Source organism: Mycoplana sp. BE70, from assembly GCF_031455855.1.
GTDB lineage: Bacteria > Pseudomonadota > Alphaproteobacteria > Rhizobiales > Rhizobiaceae > Mycoplana.
In genome coordinates, this window is the sequence record NZ_JAVDTM010000002.1 from 17,087 (window position 1) to 35,369 (window position 18,283).

At 62.9% G+C, this 18,283-nt stretch carries 21 protein-coding genes and 1 tRNA gene; 15 read left to right on the forward strand and 7 right to left on the reverse strand.

Features of this window, described 5'->3' with window-relative positions:
- Nucleotides 1-21: 21 nt before the first annotated feature.
- From J2Y48_RS03440 to J2Y48_RS03450, 3 genes are all read right to left on the reverse strand, one after another.
- Entirely contained in the window at nucleotides 22-924 is a 903-nt protein-coding gene (locus J2Y48_RS03440; protein ID WP_310412772.1) for a carbohydrate ABC transporter permease, read from the reverse strand.
- Complete coding sequence (locus tag J2Y48_RS03445; protein WP_310412775.1) at nucleotides 914-1,531, reverse strand: sugar ABC transporter permease; 618 nt, start codon at nucleotides 1,529-1,531, stop codon at nucleotides 914-916. The genes J2Y48_RS03440 and J2Y48_RS03445 overlap by 11 nt, the downstream gene beginning before the upstream one ends.
- An 87-nt stretch (nucleotides 1,532-1,618) precedes the next feature.
- A tRNA-Leu gene (locus J2Y48_RS03450) sits at nucleotides 1,619-1,703 on the reverse strand.
- Nucleotides 1,704-1,861: 158 nt separating this feature from the next.
- On the opposite strand from J2Y48_RS03450, the gene J2Y48_RS03455 reads away from it, so the two are divergent.
- A complete protein-coding gene (locus J2Y48_RS03455) occupies nucleotides 1,862-2,449 on the forward strand; it encodes a YqaA family protein (protein WP_310412778.1) in 588 nt (195 codons plus the stop codon).
- A 16-nt stretch (nucleotides 2,450-2,465) separates the two neighbouring features.
- A complete protein-coding gene (locus J2Y48_RS03460) occupies nucleotides 2,466-2,981 on the forward strand; it encodes a disulfide bond formation protein B (protein ID WP_310412780.1) in 516 nt (171 codons plus the stop codon).
- Between the two features lie 48 nt (nucleotides 2,982-3,029).
- On the opposite strand, the gene J2Y48_RS03465 is transcribed toward J2Y48_RS03460, so the two are convergent.
- Nucleotides 3,030-3,587 carry an HNH endonuclease gene (locus J2Y48_RS03465; RefSeq protein ID WP_192251134.1) on the reverse strand — a complete coding sequence of 186 codons (558 nt, stop codon included), beginning with the start codon at nucleotides 3,585-3,587 and terminating at the stop codon, nucleotides 3,030-3,032.
- Nucleotides 3,588-3,710: 123 nt separating this feature from the next.
- On the reverse strand, nucleotides 3,711-4,355 hold the full coding sequence (locus tag J2Y48_RS03470; protein WP_310414270.1) for a DNA-3-methyladenine glycosylase: 645 nt from the start codon (nucleotides 4,353-4,355) through the stop codon (nucleotides 3,711-3,713).
- A gap of 86 nt (nucleotides 4,356-4,441) precedes the next feature.
- Here J2Y48_RS03470 and gluQRS point away from each other — a divergent pair, with 86 nt between their 5' ends.
- Entirely contained in the window at nucleotides 4,442-5,365 is a 924-nt protein-coding gene (gene gluQRS / locus J2Y48_RS03475) for a tRNA glutamyl-Q(34) synthetase GluQRS (RefSeq protein WP_310412783.1), read from the forward strand.
- Here gluQRS and J2Y48_RS03480 read toward each other — a convergent pair.
- Nucleotides 5,309-6,253, reverse strand: coding sequence for a YihY/virulence factor BrkB family protein (locus J2Y48_RS03480; RefSeq protein ID WP_310412786.1), 945 nt, complete (start codon nucleotides 6,251-6,253; stop codon nucleotides 5,309-5,311). The genes gluQRS and J2Y48_RS03480 overlap by 57 nt on opposite strands.
- Before the next feature lie 110 nt (nucleotides 6,254-6,363).
- On the opposite strand from J2Y48_RS03480, the gene J2Y48_RS03485 reads away from it, so the two are divergent.
- From J2Y48_RS03485 to J2Y48_RS03540, 12 genes are all read left to right on the forward strand, one after another.
- The gene (locus tag J2Y48_RS03485) at nucleotides 6,364-7,209 is read left to right on the forward strand and encodes an SDR family oxidoreductase (protein ID WP_310412789.1); all 846 of its coding nucleotides are present in this window, start codon (nucleotides 6,364-6,366) and stop codon (nucleotides 7,207-7,209) included.
- A 172-nt stretch (nucleotides 7,210-7,381) separates the two neighbouring features.
- Nucleotides 7,382-7,585, forward strand: a complete 204-nt coding sequence (locus J2Y48_RS03490) for a twin transmembrane helix small protein (RefSeq protein ID WP_310412792.1) — start codon at nucleotides 7,382-7,384, stop codon at nucleotides 7,583-7,585.
- Nucleotides 7,586-7,598: 13 nt separating this feature from the next.
- Nucleotides 7,599-8,177 (forward strand): cob(I)yrinic acid a,c-diamide adenosyltransferase, encoded by a 579-nt coding sequence (locus tag J2Y48_RS03495; RefSeq protein ID WP_310412794.1) that lies wholly within the window; start codon nucleotides 7,599-7,601, stop codon nucleotides 8,175-8,177.
- 29 nt (nucleotides 8,178-8,206) lie between these two features.
- The gene (locus J2Y48_RS03500; RefSeq protein ID WP_310414273.1) at nucleotides 8,207-8,992 is read left to right on the forward strand and encodes a rhomboid family intramembrane serine protease; all 786 of its coding nucleotides are present in this window, start codon (nucleotides 8,207-8,209) and stop codon (nucleotides 8,990-8,992) included.
- 175 nt (nucleotides 8,993-9,167) lie between these two features.
- Nucleotides 9,168-9,917, forward strand: coding sequence for an electron transfer flavoprotein subunit beta/FixA family protein (locus J2Y48_RS03505; RefSeq protein ID WP_310412797.1), 750 nt, complete (start codon nucleotides 9,168-9,170; stop codon nucleotides 9,915-9,917).
- Between the two features lie 24 nt (nucleotides 9,918-9,941).
- A complete protein-coding gene (locus J2Y48_RS03510) occupies nucleotides 9,942-10,871 on the forward strand; it encodes an electron transfer flavoprotein subunit alpha/FixB family protein (RefSeq protein WP_310412800.1) in 930 nt (309 codons plus the stop codon).
- A 152-nt stretch (nucleotides 10,872-11,023) separates the two neighbouring features.
- On the forward strand, nucleotides 11,024-11,902 hold the full coding sequence (locus J2Y48_RS03515; protein WP_310412803.1) for a 3-hydroxybutyryl-CoA dehydrogenase: 879 nt from the start codon (nucleotides 11,024-11,026) through the stop codon (nucleotides 11,900-11,902).
- Between the two features lie 82 nt (nucleotides 11,903-11,984).
- The gene (locus tag J2Y48_RS03520) at nucleotides 11,985-13,463 is read left to right on the forward strand and encodes a sulfatase-like hydrolase/transferase (RefSeq protein ID WP_310412806.1); all 1,479 of its coding nucleotides are present in this window, start codon (nucleotides 11,985-11,987) and stop codon (nucleotides 13,461-13,463) included.
- 104 nt (nucleotides 13,464-13,567) lie between these two features.
- The gene (gene cysP, locus J2Y48_RS03525) at nucleotides 13,568-14,551 is read left to right on the forward strand and encodes a thiosulfate ABC transporter substrate-binding protein CysP (RefSeq protein ID WP_310412809.1); all 984 of its coding nucleotides are present in this window, start codon (nucleotides 13,568-13,570) and stop codon (nucleotides 14,549-14,551) included.
- A 74-nt stretch (nucleotides 14,552-14,625) separates the two neighbouring features.
- A complete protein-coding gene (gene cysT, locus J2Y48_RS03530; RefSeq protein ID WP_310412812.1) occupies nucleotides 14,626-15,447 on the forward strand; it encodes a sulfate ABC transporter permease subunit CysT in 822 nt (273 codons plus the stop codon).
- A gap of 4 nt (nucleotides 15,448-15,451) precedes the next feature.
- On the forward strand, nucleotides 15,452-16,342 hold the full coding sequence (cysW, locus tag J2Y48_RS03535) for a sulfate ABC transporter permease subunit CysW (protein WP_310412815.1): 891 nt from the start codon (nucleotides 15,452-15,454) through the stop codon (nucleotides 16,340-16,342).
- 2 nt (nucleotides 16,343-16,344) lie between these two features.
- The gene (locus J2Y48_RS03540; RefSeq protein WP_310412818.1) at nucleotides 16,345-17,367 is read left to right on the forward strand and encodes a sulfate/molybdate ABC transporter ATP-binding protein; all 1,023 of its coding nucleotides are present in this window, start codon (nucleotides 16,345-16,347) and stop codon (nucleotides 17,365-17,367) included.
- A gap of 211 nt (nucleotides 17,368-17,578) precedes the next feature.
- Here J2Y48_RS03540 and tlpA read toward each other — a convergent pair whose 3' ends face one another.
- On the reverse strand, nucleotides 17,579-18,259 hold the full coding sequence (tlpA, locus tag J2Y48_RS03545; RefSeq protein ID WP_310412821.1) for a thiol:disulfide interchange protein TlpA: 681 nt from the start codon (nucleotides 18,257-18,259) through the stop codon (nucleotides 17,579-17,581).
- Nucleotides 18,260-18,283: the final 24 nt, after the last annotated feature.

An 18,283-nucleotide genomic window follows, 5' to 3' on the forward strand; every position in this document is an offset into this window, starting at 1 on the left:
GATGAAGGAGTGGCTCGACCGTCACTTTGTCGCTCCCTCAGCAAGACCACGGATCATGTATCGCCACACCGGGACGATCACGATCAGCGCCGGCAGGACGCCGAGTATGATCCCTGCACATGTCAGTCCCAGCGAGACATCAGGGTTCACGGACACACTTGCCATCGTTACCGGCATGGTTCGCACACTCTGGTTGGTCGCCAGCAGCAGGCCGAACAGGAACTCACAGTAGGAAAGCATAAAGGCGAACAGACCCGCGCCGACTATTGAAGGGGCTGCCACAGGCACGACGATCCTGACCAGCGTTTGCAGCGGGTTTAATCCGTCGACTTGCGCCGCCTCTTCGATCGCCCGGTCGATCTGGCGAAATGCGACGCACAGGATCAAAATCACAAAAGGCAAGGTCAGGCCTACATACATGATGACCAGCGACGTCAACGTGTTGGTCAGTTTGAACAGTTGCATCAGTTCGTAATAGGGAATCGCCACTGCCACGAGCGGGATTAGACGAGTACCAAGGATGAAGTTCAAAACTACGCCCTTGCCCCGGATACGCATCTTCACTAGCGCATAGGCGGCCGGAGCACCCAGTATCAGGTCGAAGGCCATGACCAGAAGGGAAACGATGATGCTATGCAACATGGCCGTAGGCAGGAATCGGATTTCCTGGCTCACCATGCTCATCGTTCGCTGGCCAGCTTCGACCTCGTATTGAGAGGGAAGCTTGCCCGTTAGGATGTACACATAGTTGTCTATATTAAATCCGCTGGTGAACCACCGGGCCGGCTGGGAGATGATCGCCTTGTCCGGCGTCAGGCTCGCAAGCAACGTCACGAGGAAGGGCGTCAGGACGAAAACGAGCAGGATGGCTATCCAAAGATAGCGAACCGCAGCTTCGAGGCGCTCTCGCATGCTAGTCGACATCGCTCAGCGCTCCCTTTGGCAGTGCCCTTAGAATCCCAACGATAAAGACGATGGAGACTAGCGCGATGATCGTGGCGAGGGCTGCACCCTGACCGATGTTCAAATGGGTGAAAGAGATCGTCCAGGTAAAATAGCTGATCACGGAGGTAGCCGTGCCGGGACCTCCGGCCGTCAATGTGTAGACGATATCGTATGCGGTCAGCCCCATCAGACTGTTGTAGAGAGCGACGATCACCACCGAGGTACGAATGTGCGGAAACGTCACGTATCGATAGAGCTGCAGGCTGTTGGCACCGTCCAGCCGAGCCGCTTCGTATTGCTCTTCCGGAATATTCTGCAGCGCCGCCATGATCAGGATGATTGACAGGGGCAACAGCGACCAGGTCTGCGCAATGCACGCAGCCAGGAGCGCCAGGGTTGGCTTACTGAGCCAGTAGACATACTGGTCGATAATGCCGAGGGCGTGCAGTATGGTATTGATCGCCCCGTAATTGTTGTTGAACATCCAGCGCCAAATGACGCCGGCGATAACGCCGGGAACGGCCCAAGGAAGCAGCACCAGCGGCAAGGCGGGCAGGCGGCTCGCATGACCGAGGATATGCAGCACCGACCCCGCAAAGGTGGATCAATAAGGGGATCGGCGGCGTTGAATTGACTTTAAGGTATTGAAAATAATGCCATTTATTCTCAGTAATGGTGCCCCATGCCGGAATCGAACCAGCACTCCTTTCGGAACTCGATTTTGAGTCGAGCGCGTCTACCAGTTCCGCCAATGGGGCACGGGACCTGCGACAACAGTCATCGCCGTTTACACGAAGGATTTTGGGTGGGTCAACCGACAAATACAGTTGCCCGACGCAATCACGAATCCGTGCAGCGATTTACAAAGACAAGGGGGCTGGTAAAAAGCGGCTGATCTTTCAATCGGGACGCATCCATGCTTCGACGCCTTTATGACTGGACCATGTCGCTTGCGGCGCGCAAATCGGCGGAAGCCTGGCTCGCAATCATCGCCTTCGTCGAAAGCTCGGTCTTTCTCATCCCCGCCGACGTGCTGTTCCTGCCGATGGGCCTTGCCCGCCCGGAGCGGCTGTGGCGCTATGCGCTCGTGGCGACCGTGGCCTCCGTCCTGGGCGGTATCGCCGGCTGGTATCTCGGCCATTATGCCTTCGAGGCGATCGCCAAGCCGGTCCTGGCCTTCTATGGAAAGCTTGATGCCTTCGAGGAGATGCGCGCCTCCGTCGGCTATGAAACCCTCCTTCTGCTGCTGGTCACGTCCGGATTGGCGCACCTGCCGCCGATCAAGGTGGTGACCATCCTCTCCGGGGCCGCCAATATCAATCTCGGCCTTTTCATCGTCTCGGCGATCCTGGCGCGTGGCGCGCGCTTCTTCTTCCTCGCCTGGCTGCTTCGCCGCTACGGCGAGCCGATCCGGCATTTCATCGAAAAGCAGCTCGGGCTCATCGCCGGCGTCGGCGCGGCCCTGCTGATTGCTCTCTACGCCGCCTATCGTTACATCGCCTGAAAAGGAGCGCGCGCCCATGTCGGCCGTCCTGCAGAACCGTAAAGCCGCCCTCCCCTACGCCCTGCTGCTGACCTTCGGCCTTGCCGCGACGGTCGGCAGCGCGCTCGGTTTCGAACACATCGGCGGCTACATTCCTTGCGCGCTCTGCCTCCTGGAGCGGCTGCCCTATTATTACGGTATTCCGGTCGCGGGCCTGGCAGTCGTATCGGCGGCACTTGGCGGCCCCGCCTGGCTGACGCGCGGCCTGCTGCTGATCGTCGGCATCATGATGCTGGTCGGCGCCGGGATGGGCGTTTATCACGCCGGCGCAGAGTGGGGCTTCTGGGAAGGGCCTTCTACCTGCGCGACCTCGGCCCAGGCCGTGACCCAGAATGCCGGCGACCTGCTGGGCGACCTCGATGCCAAGAAGCCGCCGTCCTGCACGGAAGCCTCGCTGCGCGTCCTCGGGTTGTCCTTTGCCGGCTGGAACGTGATTGCAAGCCTTCTCTTCGCGGCGATCGCGTTTGCCGGCGTGCGGGCGAGAAAGGTCTGAGGCGGGAGAGGCGCGGGAGCAGCGCGGCCAGCCGGTGGCCGGCGCCGGTCAGGGCTGCAGTTCGACGTCCCAGTAAAGATAGTCCATCCAGCTTTCGTGCAGATAGTTCGGCGGGAAGAGCCGGCCGTTGTTGTGCAGATCCTGCACTGTTGGCTGGTAGGGGTTCTGGCTCGGGAACATGCCGGCCTGTTTCGGCAGCTTGCTGCCTTTCCGCAGGTTGCACGGCGAGCAGGCCGCGACGACATTGCACCAGGTCGTCTCGCCGCCATGGGCACGCGGGACAACATGATCAAAGGTGAGGTCGTCGGACGTGCCGCAATACTGACATTCGAACTTGTCGCGCAGAAAGACGTTGAAGCGGGTGAAGGCCGGATAGCGCGACGGCTGGACATAAGTCTTGAGGCAGACGACGCTCGGCAGGCGCATGGTGAAGCTCGGTGAGGAAACCGAGTGCTCGTATTCGGCGATGATGTTCACGCGGTCAAGAAAGACGGCCTTGATCGCGTCCTGCCAGGACCACAGCGACAAGGGATAGTAGCTCAGCGGCCGATAGTCAGCGTTCAAGACGAGCGCTGGCAGGGCCTGTGGTGAAACTGAAATCGTCAAGTGATTCTCCTGATCGATTCGGCATCTGCCCCTCTATATTAGGACCGTTGTTACAGCATTGTGAAGCCGGAAAGGAAATGTCGGAGCACGGTTTCGCCGCTTTGCAACCCCGTCGCGCAAGCGTCAGGCAAGCGGTGCACCTTCGCGGCGCATCGCACGGGCGTAGTAGGCCCAGAACAGTCGGGCAGAGACGCCTCGCCAGGGCGACCAGGTCGCTGCGATCTCGTCGAGTTCCGCTTGCGAGGGCCGCACAGACAACCCCAGCCCATGAGCCACGGCATTTTGCAAGGCGACGTCGCCGGAGGGGAAGATGTCGGGGTGTCCGGCACAAAAGAGCAGGTAAACCTCCGCCGTCCAGCGCCCGATCCCCTTGATCGCCGTCAGCGCCTGGATCGCCGCGCCCGCCTCCATATGACAGATCGCATCGAGATCGACCGAGCCGCGATCCACCGCCTCGGCAACGCGACGCAGCGTTTCCGCCTTTGCGCGGGAAAGGCCGACCGCGCGGCAGTCGGCATCGGTGAGGTTGAGAACGTGATGCGGCGTCACTTCGCCGGCGACCTCCTCCAGCCGCCGCCAGATGGCATCAGCGCTGGCACGCGACACCATTTGCGAGACGATAATGCCGGCCATGCCGCGGTAGCCGGGATCGTGAAGGCGCAGCGGCACCGGGCCGGCCTTGTCGATCACGGCGAAGAGGCGGGCATCGAGCAGGGCCAGGTCGACGAGACCGGCGGCGACATCCGCCTGCGTTCTGATCATGTGCAATTGCATAAATGTTCCCATGGCCCGGCGAGGCCTTCCGGGATTTCGGCGGCCGTGGCCACCGCGCCGGTTTCGTGTAAGAAAACCGGATGGATTCGCCCTTGTCAAAGCCAGCCGTCTTTCGCTTCGCCCCGAGCCCCAACGGGCTCCTGCACCTTGGACATGCCTATTCGGCGATGCTCAACCACAATCTCGCCATGGCGGCGGGCGGGCGCTTCCTGCTGAGGATCGAGGACATTGATACGGTCCGTTGCCGGCCGGAGTATGAAGAGGCGATCTATCGCGACCTCCATTGGCTCGGCATCGAGTGGGGACGTCCGGTGCGACGGCAGTCGGAGCATTTTCCGTTCTACCAGCGGGCGCTCGACGAACTGATTGCCCGCAGCCTTGCCTACCCCGCCTTTCTCAGCCGTGCAGAGGTACGCGACCGGGTGGCAGCGTTCGAGGCGGTCGGCGGAACATGGCCGCGCGACCCCGATGACGCACCCTGCTACCCGACCGAGGAGCGCGATCTGGACCGCGGCCTTGCGGGCGGCTGGATTGCCGAGGGACGCCAGCATGCCTGGCGGCTCGACATGGATAAGGCACTCGAAGCTGCCAACGAGAAATTGGCCGGCCGCAGCCTCGATTGGAGCGAAACAGGTATGGGGCCGGACGGCGAGACGGGCCTCGTGTCGGCGCAGCCGGAACACTGGGGCGACGTCATCCTCTCACGTCCGGACGCGCCGTCGAGTTACCATCTCTCGGTGACGCTCGATGACGCTGCGCAGGGCGTGACCCATGTCGTGCGCGGAAGGGACCTGTTTCACGCCACCTCCGTTCATCGGTTGCTGCAGGTCTTGTTGGACTTGCCCCAACCGCAATATCGCCACCACGGGCTGGTGCTCAGCGCCGACGGGCGCAAATTGTCGAAGAGCAACCAGGATACGGGGATTTTAGCCTACCGGGAAAAAGGACTATCCCCGGCGGACCTCCGCGCCCTGTTCGCGCGCGATGGCCTCGTCCTCGATTGAGGCGGGCACCTCCGGCAAAGGCTTGCTCCCGCGCAGACGCTCCAGGATCAGTCGCTTGACGCGGAACTTCATCATCGCCGCGTTGATTTCCGCGCCGAGAATGAAGATCACGCCGATGATGTAGAGGAAGACCAGCGCGATCATGATCGAGGCCAATCCGGCATAGGTCTTCACATAGGTGGAGAAGGCGGCGAGGTAGGACGCAAACAGATAGGCGCCGATACTCCAGGCCACCAGCGTCAGCACGATGCCCGGCAGCACGTCGGCGATGCGCCGATGGCCGGCGGGAAGCCAAAGGTGGGCGATCAGCAGTCCGAGGAACAGCACGATCAGCGTGCCGAGGATGCCCCAATCAAGAACCAGTGAGTAGACATAGCCGAGCCAAGGCATCCACTGATCGGTCGCGCGCACCGCAAGGGGGGCCGCGACAAGCACGATACTGATGGCGGCAAGCGCGACCACGCCGAGAATGACGAAGCCGAGGCTGGTCAGCCGGGTGACATACCACCAGCGCGTTTCGGCAACACGATAGGCACGGTTGAGGGACGCCCGCAGCGCCTCGACGCCGTTGGAGGCGAAATAGGCGGCGGCGAGCACGGAGATCGTCGCAAGCCCGCCGCGCGGGATCGTCAGCACCGCCACCACCTCGCGCGAGATCGGCGCGGCGATCGATTCCGGCCAGGTGTCGAAAATCAGATGGACGGCGGTATCGGCGAACTGGTCGGCACCGAGGAAGGAACCAAGCGCGGTACCGAAGATGAGGAACGGGAAGACTGCAAGCAAGGTCGAGAGTGCCACGTGACTTGCCATCGCCCAGCCGTCGTCCAGGGTGAAGTGCAAGATCGCGTCGTAAACGACCTTGTAGAGGAGGCGTAGAGCGGTCGGCATGTCCGTGTCCCGTTCCTGGGCAACCTCGTCTGCGAGGCATTTGGTTCTGGCGCGATTGTCAGCGCCCGGTGAATATGGGAAACGAAACTGTATTTGTACAGGAAATGCGCATGCCTGGTCCGGTTTCCCCTGGAAGAACGATCATCGTCACCGGTTGCTCCTCCGGCATCGGCGCCCATTGCGCCAGGGCCTTGAAAATGGACGGCTGGCGCGTGTTTGCCACCGTCCGAAAGGAAGCCGACCTAGCCCCGCTGGAAGCGGACGGCATCGAGGCGCTGCTGATGGATTACACGAAGCCCGAGACGATTGCGACCCTTGCGGAGAACGTCCTGTCGCGTACCGGAGGCCGGATCGATGCGCTATTCAACAACGGCGCCTATGGCCAGGCAGGAGCGGTCGAAGACCTGCCCGTCGAGGCGCTGCGGCAGCAGTTCGAGACCAATGTTTTCGGCTGGCACGACCTGACCTGCCGGCTCATCCCGGCCATGCGGCGGCAGGGCCACGGTCGGATCGTGCAGTGCTCCTCCATCCTCGGCATCGTTCCCTATCGCTGGCGCGGAGCCTACAACGCCTCGAAGTTTGCCCTCGAGGGCCTGTCTCTGACGCTGCGCATGGAACTTGCCGGCTCCGGCATCCACGTCAGCCTGATCGAACCCGGACCGATCGTGTCGCGCTTTATGGCCAACGCCATCCCGCACATCGAAAAGCACATCGATCTGGAGCATTCGGTACACGCGGAAGAATATCGCAGGCAGATGCGACGGCTGCGCGGTGAAAGCAGGCCCGCGCCCGGAAAGCTCGGGCCGGAGGCGGTCTATCATGTGCTCAAGCATGCGCTGAATTCCGCCGCGCCCCGGCCGCACTATGTCGTCACGTCGCCGGCGAAAAAGGGCGCACTTCTGAAGAAGCTTCTGCCGGCAGATCTCTTTTATCGTATTATCGGCCGCTTCGAATGATGCCGCCTAGGGCTGAGGGTGACCGGCCCGGCCGCACTTGCAGGCACGCCCAAGAGACTTGCCGACTAACACTTTGAAACTATGGATTATCCGCCCCGAATTGAGTTCCGCTTCACGAGCAAATGCATTAGTGTAATACACTCAGGAACGAACCGAACAACGGATTGCGAACATGTCCACCATCCTCACTTACGTCTCGCTCGTCGTCATGGGTCTTGTCGCAATTGTCTTGATCCGCGGCCTGATCAACATGGCCAAGGGCGGCAGCGGCAACAAGTCCAACCAGTTGATGCAGATGCGTATCGTCTTGCAGGCGGCTGCGATTGTCCTCATCATGCTGACGCTTTGGTTCGCCGGCGGCGGACGGCCTGCATGAGAACGAAAGAACGATGGTCAAGCTGAACAAGATCTATACCCGCACCGGCGATGGCGGCACGACCGGTCTCGTCGCCGGTCCGCGCCGCATGAAACACGATGCGCGTGTCGCAGCCTACGGCGATGTCGACGAGACCAATTCCATGGTCGGACTGGCGCGCCAGCACACGGCGACGCTTCCCCCCCTCGATCAGATGTTGATGCGGATCCAGAACGACCTGTTCGATCTCGGCGCCGACCTTGCGACACCCGAGACAGGCGAAAAGCCGCAATACGAGCCCTTGCGTATCGTCCCGGCACAGGTGGCCCGGCTGGAAGCGGAGATCGACACGCTGAACGCCGAACTTTCCCCGCTGCGATCCTTCGTCCTGCCGGGTGGAACAGCGGCGGCGGCGGCACTCCATGTCGCCCGCGCTGTCGCGCGCCGGGCCGAGAGGCGCATCGTCGAACTCGCCGCGCTCGAGGGAGAAACCGTGTCGCGGGAGGCGGTCGCCTTCATCAACCGGTTGTCCGATTTTCTCTTCGTTGCGGCCCGGTGGGCGAACGACAAGGGGGCTTTGGACGTTCTCTGGGTTCCAGGACAGAACAGGTAATCGCGCCGCAACCGGGGGAACGGATGTTCATGTTCATACCGCTGCACGATGCGAATTCCCTGAAGTACATCAAGGTCCAGTACGTCACGATCGGCATCATCGTCGCCAATGTCGCCGTGTGGCTCGTAGCCGGAATCCTGGCGAGCCAGACCTTTTCCGACGAGGCCGTGGTCGGCCTCGGATATATTCCGGCGGTCGTGTTCGATTTTGCCGAACTCGAGCCGGGCCTAGTGCTCGTTCCGCCGGATGCGACCTACATCACCTATGCCTTCATCCACACCGACTTTCTGCACCTTGCGACAAACATGCTGTTCCTCTGGGTGTTCGGTGACAATGTGGAAGACGCGCTTGGGCACTTGCGCTTTCTCATCTTCTATCTCGCCTGTGCCGCGGCAGGTGCCTTCGTCCACGGTATCGTTCAGCCGGCTTCGGAAGCGCCACTGATCGGCGCATCCGGCGCAATCTCCGGCGTCGTTGCCGCCTATTTGCTGCTGCATCCGAAAGTGCGCGTATGGGTACTCGTGTTCTTTCGCATCCCGCTACCCTTGCCGGCCGTTGTTCCGCTGGTCCTCTGGGTGGCCCAGCAGTTTTATATGCTGGCTTTGGAACCCGACGGGAACGTCTCCTGGGGCGCTCATGTGGGCGGCATACTCGCCGGGGCGACCCTGGTGCTCGTCTTGCGGCGGCGCGACGTGCCGCTGTTCGACCGCACCATCACGACACCTGTGGCGGTGCGACATAAGGAAGCGACGCCGGACGATCAGACTGACAGCTCCAAAGCGCCCCCGGCTTCGCCCATCCGTTGGGGGCGGTAATCGCTCCGGATCGGCATACGTCGACGTTCACGTCATCTGAGTGGCGACAGTTTTCGCACACAACGGCCGACCGATCATTGAAATTGGAAAAAAAACGCGTATCGATGTCGCCAACCGACAATCGGGCTGCGCTTGGATGGCGCATTTTCCCACGCGGGCATTGGAAGGAGAACCCATGAAGATCTTGGTCCCCGTCAAGCGGGTCGTCGACTACAACGTGAAGATCCGGGTAAAGCCGGACGGCACGGGGGTCGAGCTTGCGAACGTCAAGATGTCGATGAACCCGTTCGACGAGATTTCCGTCGAAGAGGCGTTGCGGCTGAAGGAGGCTGGCAAGGCCGAGGAAGTGGTGGTCGTGTCGATCGGACCGGCGAAGGCGGAGGAGACGCTGCGCACCGCACTCGCCATGGGCGCCGACCGGGCGATTCTGGTGGAAACCGACGACGCGGCCGAGCCGCTCGCCGTGGCCAAGATCCTGAAGGGCGTGGCCGAGGCCGAGGCCCCCGGCCTGATCATCGTCGGCAAGCAGGCGATCGACGACGACTCCAACCAGACCGGCCAGATGCTGTCGGCGCTGTTGGGCTGGGCCCAGGGCACCTTTGCCTCGAAGGTCGAGATCGGTGACGGCAAGGCCAAGGTGACGCGCGAGGTCGATGGCGGCCTGCAGACGATCGAGATCAAGCTGCCGGCGGTGGTCACCACCGACCTGCGCCTCAACGAGCCGCGCTATGCCTCGCTGCCGAACATCATGAAGGCGAAGAAGAAGCCGCTCGACAAGAAGAGCCCGGCCGACTTCGGCGTCTCCACCGCCGCCCGCCTGAAGGTGCTGAACACCGAGGAACCGTCCGGCCGCAAGGCGGGCGTCAAGGTCAAGTCGGTCGCCGAGTTGGTCGAAAAGCTCAAGACCGAAGCCGGCGTGCTCTAAGGGACTGGAAAGGGAGATATCATCATGGCCATTCTTCTTCTGGCTGATCACGACAAGAACCACCTTTCCGACCAGACCGCCAAGGCGTTGACGGCGGCGCAAAAGATCGGCTCCGACGTGCACGTGCTCGTCGCCGGCTCGAACGCCAAGGCCGTCGCCGAGCAGGCGGCGAAGCTGTCCGGCGTTGCCAAGGTGCTCGTGGCCGACGACGCCGCGCTCGCGAACAACCTGGCCGAGCCCTTGGCGGCGACGATCGTCGCGCTCGCCGGGAACTACGACACGATCATCGCCGCGGCGACCTCGGTCGGCAAGAACGTCATGCCGCGCGTCGCAGCCCTGCTCGACGTAGCCCAGGTCTCGGAGATCATCGAGGTCGTCTCAGCCGACACCTTCAAGCGGCCGATCTATGCCGGCAACGCCATCCAGACGGTGCAGGCGACCGACGCCAAGAAGGTGATCACGGTGCGCACGGCCTCGTTCGCCGCAGCGGCCGAAGGCGGCAACGCGCCGATCGAGACGGTTTCCGCCGGCACCAACCCGGGCGTCTCCTCCTTCGTCGCCGACGCGCTGTCGTCGTCCGACCGCCCCGAACTGACCTCGGCCAAGATCATCATCTCTGGCGGCCGCGCGCTCGGCTCGGCGGAGAAGTTCCAGGAGGTGATCCTGCCGGTCGCCGACAAGCTCGGCGCCGCGGTCGGCGCCTCGCGTGCCGCCGTCGATGCCGGCTACGCGCCGAACGACTGGCAGGTCGGCCAGACCGGCAAGGTCGTCGCGCCGCAGCTCTACATCGCCTGCGGCATCTCCGGTGCGATCCAGCACCTCGCCGGCATGAAGGACAGCAAGGTGATCGTCGCCATCAACAAGGACGAGGAGGCGCCGATTTTCCAGGTCGCCGACTACGGCCTCGTCGCCGACCTCTTCGAGGTCCTGCCGGAGCTGGAAAAGGCGCTCTGAATGCAACCGGGCGGCACTGGCGCGATCATTAAACGCTGGAAAAAAATGCCGCACCGCATTATCACTTCACCGGGCTGGGATTTTCCGGCCCGGTTTCGTTTTTGACTCGCGGCCGGTTGCGTCAGCGACGTCGTTATTCAGTGGGCAAGGCAATGAGCACGATCAGGAATGTCGGTATCGTCGGAGCAGGTCAGATGGGCTGCGGCATCGCGCAGGTCTGCGCCGTCGCCGACTACAAGGTCCAGATCTACGATCTGTCAGCCGAGAGGATCGAGGCCGGGCTTGCCACTATCCACGGCAATCTGGCGCGCCAGGTCGCATCCGGCAAGATGACCGACGACGAGCGCAAGAACGCGCTGGCGCGAATCAAGGGATCGAACGACGTCAACGATCTGTCCCAGGCTGACCTGGTGATCGAAGCAGCGACCGAGGATGAGACGGTCAAGCGCAAGATCTACGGGCAGGTCTGCCCGGTGCTGAAGGCCGACGCGATCCTGGCGACCAACACCTCCTCCCTTTCGATCACACGGCTGGCCTCGGCCACCGACCGCGCCGAGCGCTTCATGGGCATCCATTTCATGAACCCGGTGCCGGTGATGAAGCTGGTGGAACTGGTGCGCGGTATCGCCACCGAGGAAGACACCTTCGCCACGGCCAAGCAATTCGTCGCCACCCTCGACAAGACGGTAACGGTCGCCGAGGATTTCCCGGCCTTCATCGTCAACCGCATCCTGCTGCCGATGATCAACGAGGCGATCTACACGCTCTACGAGGGTGTAGGCACGGTCGACGCGATCGACACGGCGATGAAGCTCGGCGCCAACCATCCGATGGGACCGCTGCAGCTTGCCGACTTCATCGGCCTCGATACCTGCCTGTCAATCATGCAGGTTCTTTATGAAGGCCTGGCGGATTCGAAGTATCGCCCTTGCCCGCTGCTGGTCAAATACGTGGAAGCCGGCTGGCTCGGGCGCAAATCCGGCCGTGGTTTCTACGACTACCGCGGCGAGATTCCTGTTCCCACCCGCTGACGGTCGAGCGGGCGCGCATTAAGCTCTTTTGAAAGATTCCGCGATATCAAAACATATCGCGGAATCATTTCACGGCGGGCACATGAGCGCGTTTTCGCTGGAATCGAAGATACCCTTCTTGAAATCGCGGCTTTTTGACCGGGCGGCCTTGCGGTTGATGCTGATCGCCGGACTGGTACCGAACGGCATCTTTCTGATCGCGATGCCGTTCTTCATTGCCCAACGGCTGATCACGCCCCTGCTCTATCTGCTCGCGACGGCCGCGGCATTGTTTCTCCCGCCGTTCTGCGCCTACATCCTGTTCCTCCTAGTCGCCGCAATCGATCTCGGCCTGATCATATCCATCGCCTTCCACCTGCCTCTCCACACCGCGCTGGACTCCATCAGGTTCCTGAGCACGATCGATGTCACCGCATCGGCCTTCTATGTGACCACCGTCACCCTCACCTTCGCCATGCCCCTGCTGGCCGCGTGGCTCTTGAATCGCCACCGCGAAGAGGTCCGCCTCGCCTCGCCCGTCCCCGCCGCGCTTCTCGCCTTTGTCCTTGTTGGCGCCGACCTGTGCTTCAATCTGCCATATGCCACCAAGGGGGAGCCCGAATTCGACAGCGCAATGACACAGAACGGACTGACGGCTGACGCGGTAGCAGCACGCGGCAACAATCTGCTCGTGGTATTGGTCGAAGGACTCGGCGCGATCGCAGACGCAAACGACAAAGCCCTGCTCTCGGCAGAACTTGAGCGGGCGGCTGCGAGCGGAAACTACACGCTTACCCGCGGAACGACGCGCTACTCCGGGTCGACAACGGCGGCCGAATCGCGGGAATTGTGCGGTCGCTGGGGCGATCACCTCGACTATATCAATCAGGATGGCCCGTTCGATTGTCTCCCGCGGCAGTTGGCGGAGCGCGGATATGCGACCTCGGCCTACCATGGTTACAGTTCGGCGATGTTCGCGCGGAACATCTGGTATCCGAAGATTGGCTTCGAGGACCTCCATTTCGCTGACGAGTTGGTCAGGGATGTTCCGAAGCTCGTTCCAAACCGATGTGGCAGCGTCTTCGAAGGTCTTTGTGACACCGAAGTGGCGAATGCCGTGCGCGCCGAGTTACTGACATCGGACAAGCGCCCCAAGCTTGTCTACTGGCTGACGTTGAATTCCCACGTCCCCTTCGTTGCCAAGCCGAACGGCAAACTTCGCTGCGGCACGGAGGAAGCGGCGATCACCAACCGGACGACATGCGAACTGACCGAATTGTGGGGCGATGTGTTTAAGTCCGTGGCGTCCATCACAGCCGATCCGGAATTGCCTCCGACCGACATATTGGTGGTTGGCGACCACCACACCCCGCTTTGGGAGCGCGACGCGAAAAAGCGATTCATCCTTGGAGCGGTCGACTGGTATTTTTTGCGTAGCAGCGGAAGGATGCGTGAACAGCAGCTTGCCGCACGATGGAAAGATATTCCCCTTCGCACCGGTGAAATCCGTACGAACGGGATCGCGCACCCAAGCATAACCATTTCCACAAATTTTCTGCAGAACTCCGCCAAGCAGGACTAATTTTTTCCCGAGCAGTCTGGGATTGGTCCGACGTGCCTCGGATTGAGCTCGGCCGGCCATTATGGTCCGGGCAGACAACGCACTTGCTTCCGGGAGACAATCACATGAAGCGCCTTCTTCTGATCGGTGCCGCCATCGCGGCGCTGGCGGCCCCCCTTTCGGCCAACGCCGCCGACAAGCTCCTGAACGCGTCCTATGACGTCGCCCGCGAGCTTTTCGCCGCCGAGAACGAAGCCTTCGTCAAGGCCCATCCCGGCGTCACCGTCGACCAGTCGCACGGCGGCACCTCCAAGCAGGCGCGCGCCATCGTCGAGGGTCTTGAAGCCGACGTGGTGACCTTCAACCAGGTGACCGACATCGATTTCCTCGTCAAGAACGGCTTCGTCGCCGAAGACTGGCAGACGAAGTTCGCGAACAACGCCTCGCCCTTCTACTCCTTCCCCTCGTTCCTGGTGCGTGCCGGCAACCCGAAGGGCGTCAAGGACTGGGACGATCTCGCCCGTGACGACGTCAAGGTGATCTTCCCGAACCCGAAGACCTCCGGTAACGCCCGCTACACCTATCTCGCCGCGACGGCTTACGCGAAGGAGAAGTTCGAGGGCGACGAGGCGAAGGTGAAGGAGTTCGTCACCAAGATCTTCGACAACGTGCCGGTCTTCGACACCGGCGGCCGCGCCGCCACCACCACCTTCGTCGAGCGCGAGATCGGCGACGTCATCATCACCTTCGAGGCCGAAACCAAGGCGATCGCCAAGCAGTACGGCACCGACAAGTTCGAGCAGGTCGTGCCCTCGGTCAGCCTGCTGGCGGAATTCCCGGTCGCCGTCGTTGACAAGGTCGCCGAGAAGCAGGGCAGCCAGGAACTGGCGAAGAGCTATCTCGACTTCCTGTACGCGCCGGAGGGCCAGAAGATCGCCGCCGAGTTCGGCCACCGCGTCCATGACGAGACGGTCGCCGCCGAGTACAAGGACCAGTTCCCTGACATTCGCCTGGTAAAGGTCGAAGACGTCTTCGGCGGCTGGGGACAGGTCTCCAAGGAGCACTTCGCCGAAGGCGGTGTCCTCGACACGATTTACGGCAACCGGTAACGCCTGACACATCCACAGCGGACCGGCGGGAGAAAGTCCCGCCGGTCCTTCTGTTGCAGAAAAGGACGAGCATATTGAAACGGCGCGTTTTGCCGGGCCTGCCCCTCTCCCTCGGGATCACGCTGATCTATGCGGCGATCATCATCGTGCTGCCGCTGGCAGCGCTCGTGTTCAAGGCCGCAAGCCTCGGGCCGGCCGACTACTGGCGCATCGTTTCGTCCGACCGCGCCGTCGCCAGCTACGTCGTTACCGTCTCCTGCGCGCTGGCCGCGACGGTCTTCAACCTGCTATTCGGGCTGGCGCTCGCCTGGGTGCTGGTGCGCTATCGCTTTCCCGGCCGCCGCATCATCGACGCGCTGGTCGACCTGCCCTTTGCGCTGCCGACCGCAGTTGCCGGCATTTCGCTGACGACGCTGTTTGCGACGAATGGATGGTTCGGCGCGCCGCTTTCCCAACTCGGCATCAAGGTCGCCTACACGCCGCTCGGCATCATGATCGCCATGGCCTTCACCAGCCTGCCCTTCGTCGTGCGCACGGTGCAACCGGTGCTCGAGGAACTCGACCCGGCGCTGGAAGAGGCGGCGCAGACGCTCGGCGGCAGCGATCTGTCGATCTTCCGGCGCGTCGTCCTGCCGCTGCTGACGCCAGCGCTGCTCGCCGGCCTGTCGCTGTCTTTCGCCCGCAGCCTCGGCGAATTCGGCGCGATCATCTTCATCGCCGGCAACCAGCCCTTCTCGACGGAGATCACCGCGCTGCTCGCCTTCATCCGCCTCGAGGAGTACGACTACCCGGCCTCCGCCGCGATCGCTTCCGTCATGCTGATCACCGCCTTCGTCATGCTCGCGGTCACCAACCTCATGCAGGCGCGCGCGCTTCGCTACACCGTGAGAAACTAAGCCGATGAAACCGCATCATTCTGGCCGCCGGCCGCCCCGCATCGGCGACGCCCCATTGTTCCGTCGCATCCTGCTCGGCGTCGTGCTGTTTTTCGTCGCCGTCATCATCGTCGCGCCGCTGGCGGTCATCGGCGTCCACGCCTTTTCCAAGGGCCTCCCCTACTTCGCGGCCTCCATCGCCGAACCAGATACCCTGCACGCGATCATGCTCACCGTGCTGACGGCGCTGATCGCCGTGCCCGTCAACACCGCCTTCGGCGTCGCCGCCGCCTGGGCGATCACCAAGCACGATTTCGTCGGCAAGCGGCTGCTGACGATCCTCATCGAGATCCCCTTCTCCGTCTCGCCGATTGTGGCGGGCGTCGCATACCTGTTCGTCTACGGCCTGCAAGGCCTGTTCGGGCCAGCGCTGGAGAGCGCCGAGATCAAGGTCATGTTCGCGCTGCCGGGCATCGTGCTGGCCAGCATGTTCGTCACCGCCCCCTTCGTGGCGCGCGAACTGATCCCGCTGATGCAGGCGCAGGGGCGCGACCTGGAGGAGGCGGCGACCTCGCTCGGCGCCAGTGCCTGGCGCACCTTCTTCTCGGTGACGCTGCCCAACATAAAATGGGCGCTGCTCTATGGCGTCGTGCTCTGCAATTCACGGGTGATGGGCGAGTTCGGGGCGGTCTCCGTCGTTTCCGGCAACATCCGCGGCCAGACCAACACGCTGCCACTGCACATCGAACTGCTCTACCACGACTACGATGCTGTCGGCTCCTTTGCCGCCGCCTCGATCCTCGCCACGCTGGCGCTGGTCACGCTGGTCGTCAAGGTGGCGCTGGAGCGCCAGGGCGCCGGCCGCCGTAACCGTCCGGCGACACTCGCCGGCAACGATACAATCTCGGAGGTCTAGCCTTGAAAATCCGCCTCAACGATGTCGTCAAGACCTTCGACACCTTCCGCGCCGTGCACGGCGTGTCGCTGGAGATCCAGAGCGGCGAACTGGTGGCGCTGCTCGGCCCCTCCGGCTCCGGCAAGACGACGATCCTGCGCATGGTCGCCGGCCTCGAATATGCCGACTACGGGCACATTTATTTCGGCGACGAGGACGCCACCGACATCCCGGTACGCGACCGCGGCGTCGGCTTCGTCTTCCAGCACTACGCGCTGTTCCCGCATATGACCGTGGCGGAAAACATCGCCTTCGGCATGAAGGTGTCGAAGGTGAAGCGCTCGCCCGAGGCGATCCGCGACCGGGTCGAGGAACTCTTGGCACTGGTGCAGCTTTCCGGCCTCGGCGAACGCTTCCCGGGGCAGATCTCCGGCGGGCAGCGGCAGCGCGTGGCACTTGCCCGCGCGCTCGCCGTCGATCCGCGTGTGCTGCTGCTTGACGAACCGTTCGGCGCCCTCGACGCGAATGTGCGGCGCGACCTGCGCCGCTGGCTGCGCAAGATCCACGACGAACTCGGCATCACCACCCTCTTCGTTACCCACGACCAGGAGGAGGCGCTCGACCTCGCCGACCGCGTCGTCATCCTCGACAAGGGCAATATCGTGCAGGAGGGGACGCCGGAGGAGGTCTGCCGCAGCCCGGAAAACGCCTTTGTGATGAAATTCCTCGGCGACGCCAACGCGCTGCCGGCGACGGTGCGCGACGGCAAGGCCTATGTGCAAGACGTCGCCTTCGACGCCCCGGATCTGAAGGACGGTCCGGCCGACCTGCTGTTCCGCCCGGCCGATGTCGCCTGGCGCGACAGCGGCGACGGCGTGCCGGCCCAGATCCTGCGCGTGCTCGACCGGCCGGATTCGCGCCGCGTGCTGGCAAGGACCACCGGCGGCCAGTCGATCGAGTTCGACACTGCGCCGGAGTTTCCGCACAAGAAGGGCGAACAGGGTTTTCTCGCCATCCGCCGTCCGCGCGTCTACGCGACCACGTGAGATCCGGAAGGCGGGCCTAAAGCCCCAGGACACCGCCGGACCTACCAACAGACTGGGTGCCGTCGATTGCCCCCTCACCCTAACCCTCTCCCCGCAGGCGGGGAGAGGGGACGTGCCTCTCCTCCAGAGCTGTGGGGCCGAGACGGCGCGGCAGGCGGATGAGGGGCAGCGGTGTATCCGCGCTCCTCTAGTGTCCCGAAGTCCTACAAAATTACATCCCCGGCGCGGCCGAAACGGCGGCCTTGATCAGCGCCTTCGCATCCTCGCTGTCCCAGACGGCCGGGCCATTCATGGCACCGATGAGGCAGCCCTTGTCGTCCATCAGAAGCGTCACCGGCAGGCCGAAGGCGAGGCCTTCCTTCTTCAGGGCGTTGAAGACGCCCATCGAACTGTCGCGATAGTAGGCGAGGTCGTGCACGCCGGTCTCGTCGAGAAAGGCCTTGGGCTTCTCGTCGGTACCCGTGTCGATGTTGATCGCCACCACCTCGAAGCGATCGCTGCCAAGTTCCTTCTGCAGCGCGTTCAGCGCCGGCATCTCCTCCCGGCAGGGGAAGCACCAGGTCGCCCACAGATTGACGAGCAGGGTCTTGCCGGAGAAGTCGGCGACCGTAAGCGGCTTCCCGTCCGGCCCGTTGAAGGCAAGCGCCGGCAGCGGGCGCGGCTGGTCCGCAGCCTGCATGGCGGCGACCTGCCCTGTCAGGAACGGCGTCAGCGACGCTGCCTTTTCCTTTGCCGCGTCGCATTGGCCACCGGCCGAGGCCACGGCACCGCCGCCATTGCCAGACCGGCTCTCCATCACGTATACCCCTGCCGCACCGGCAAGGATGCCGGCAAGCGCGGCCACTGCAAGCAGCTTGGCGGCCGGGCGGCCCGGCTTCTTCTCGACTGTCATTTCATTCTCCAGGATAGGCAATCC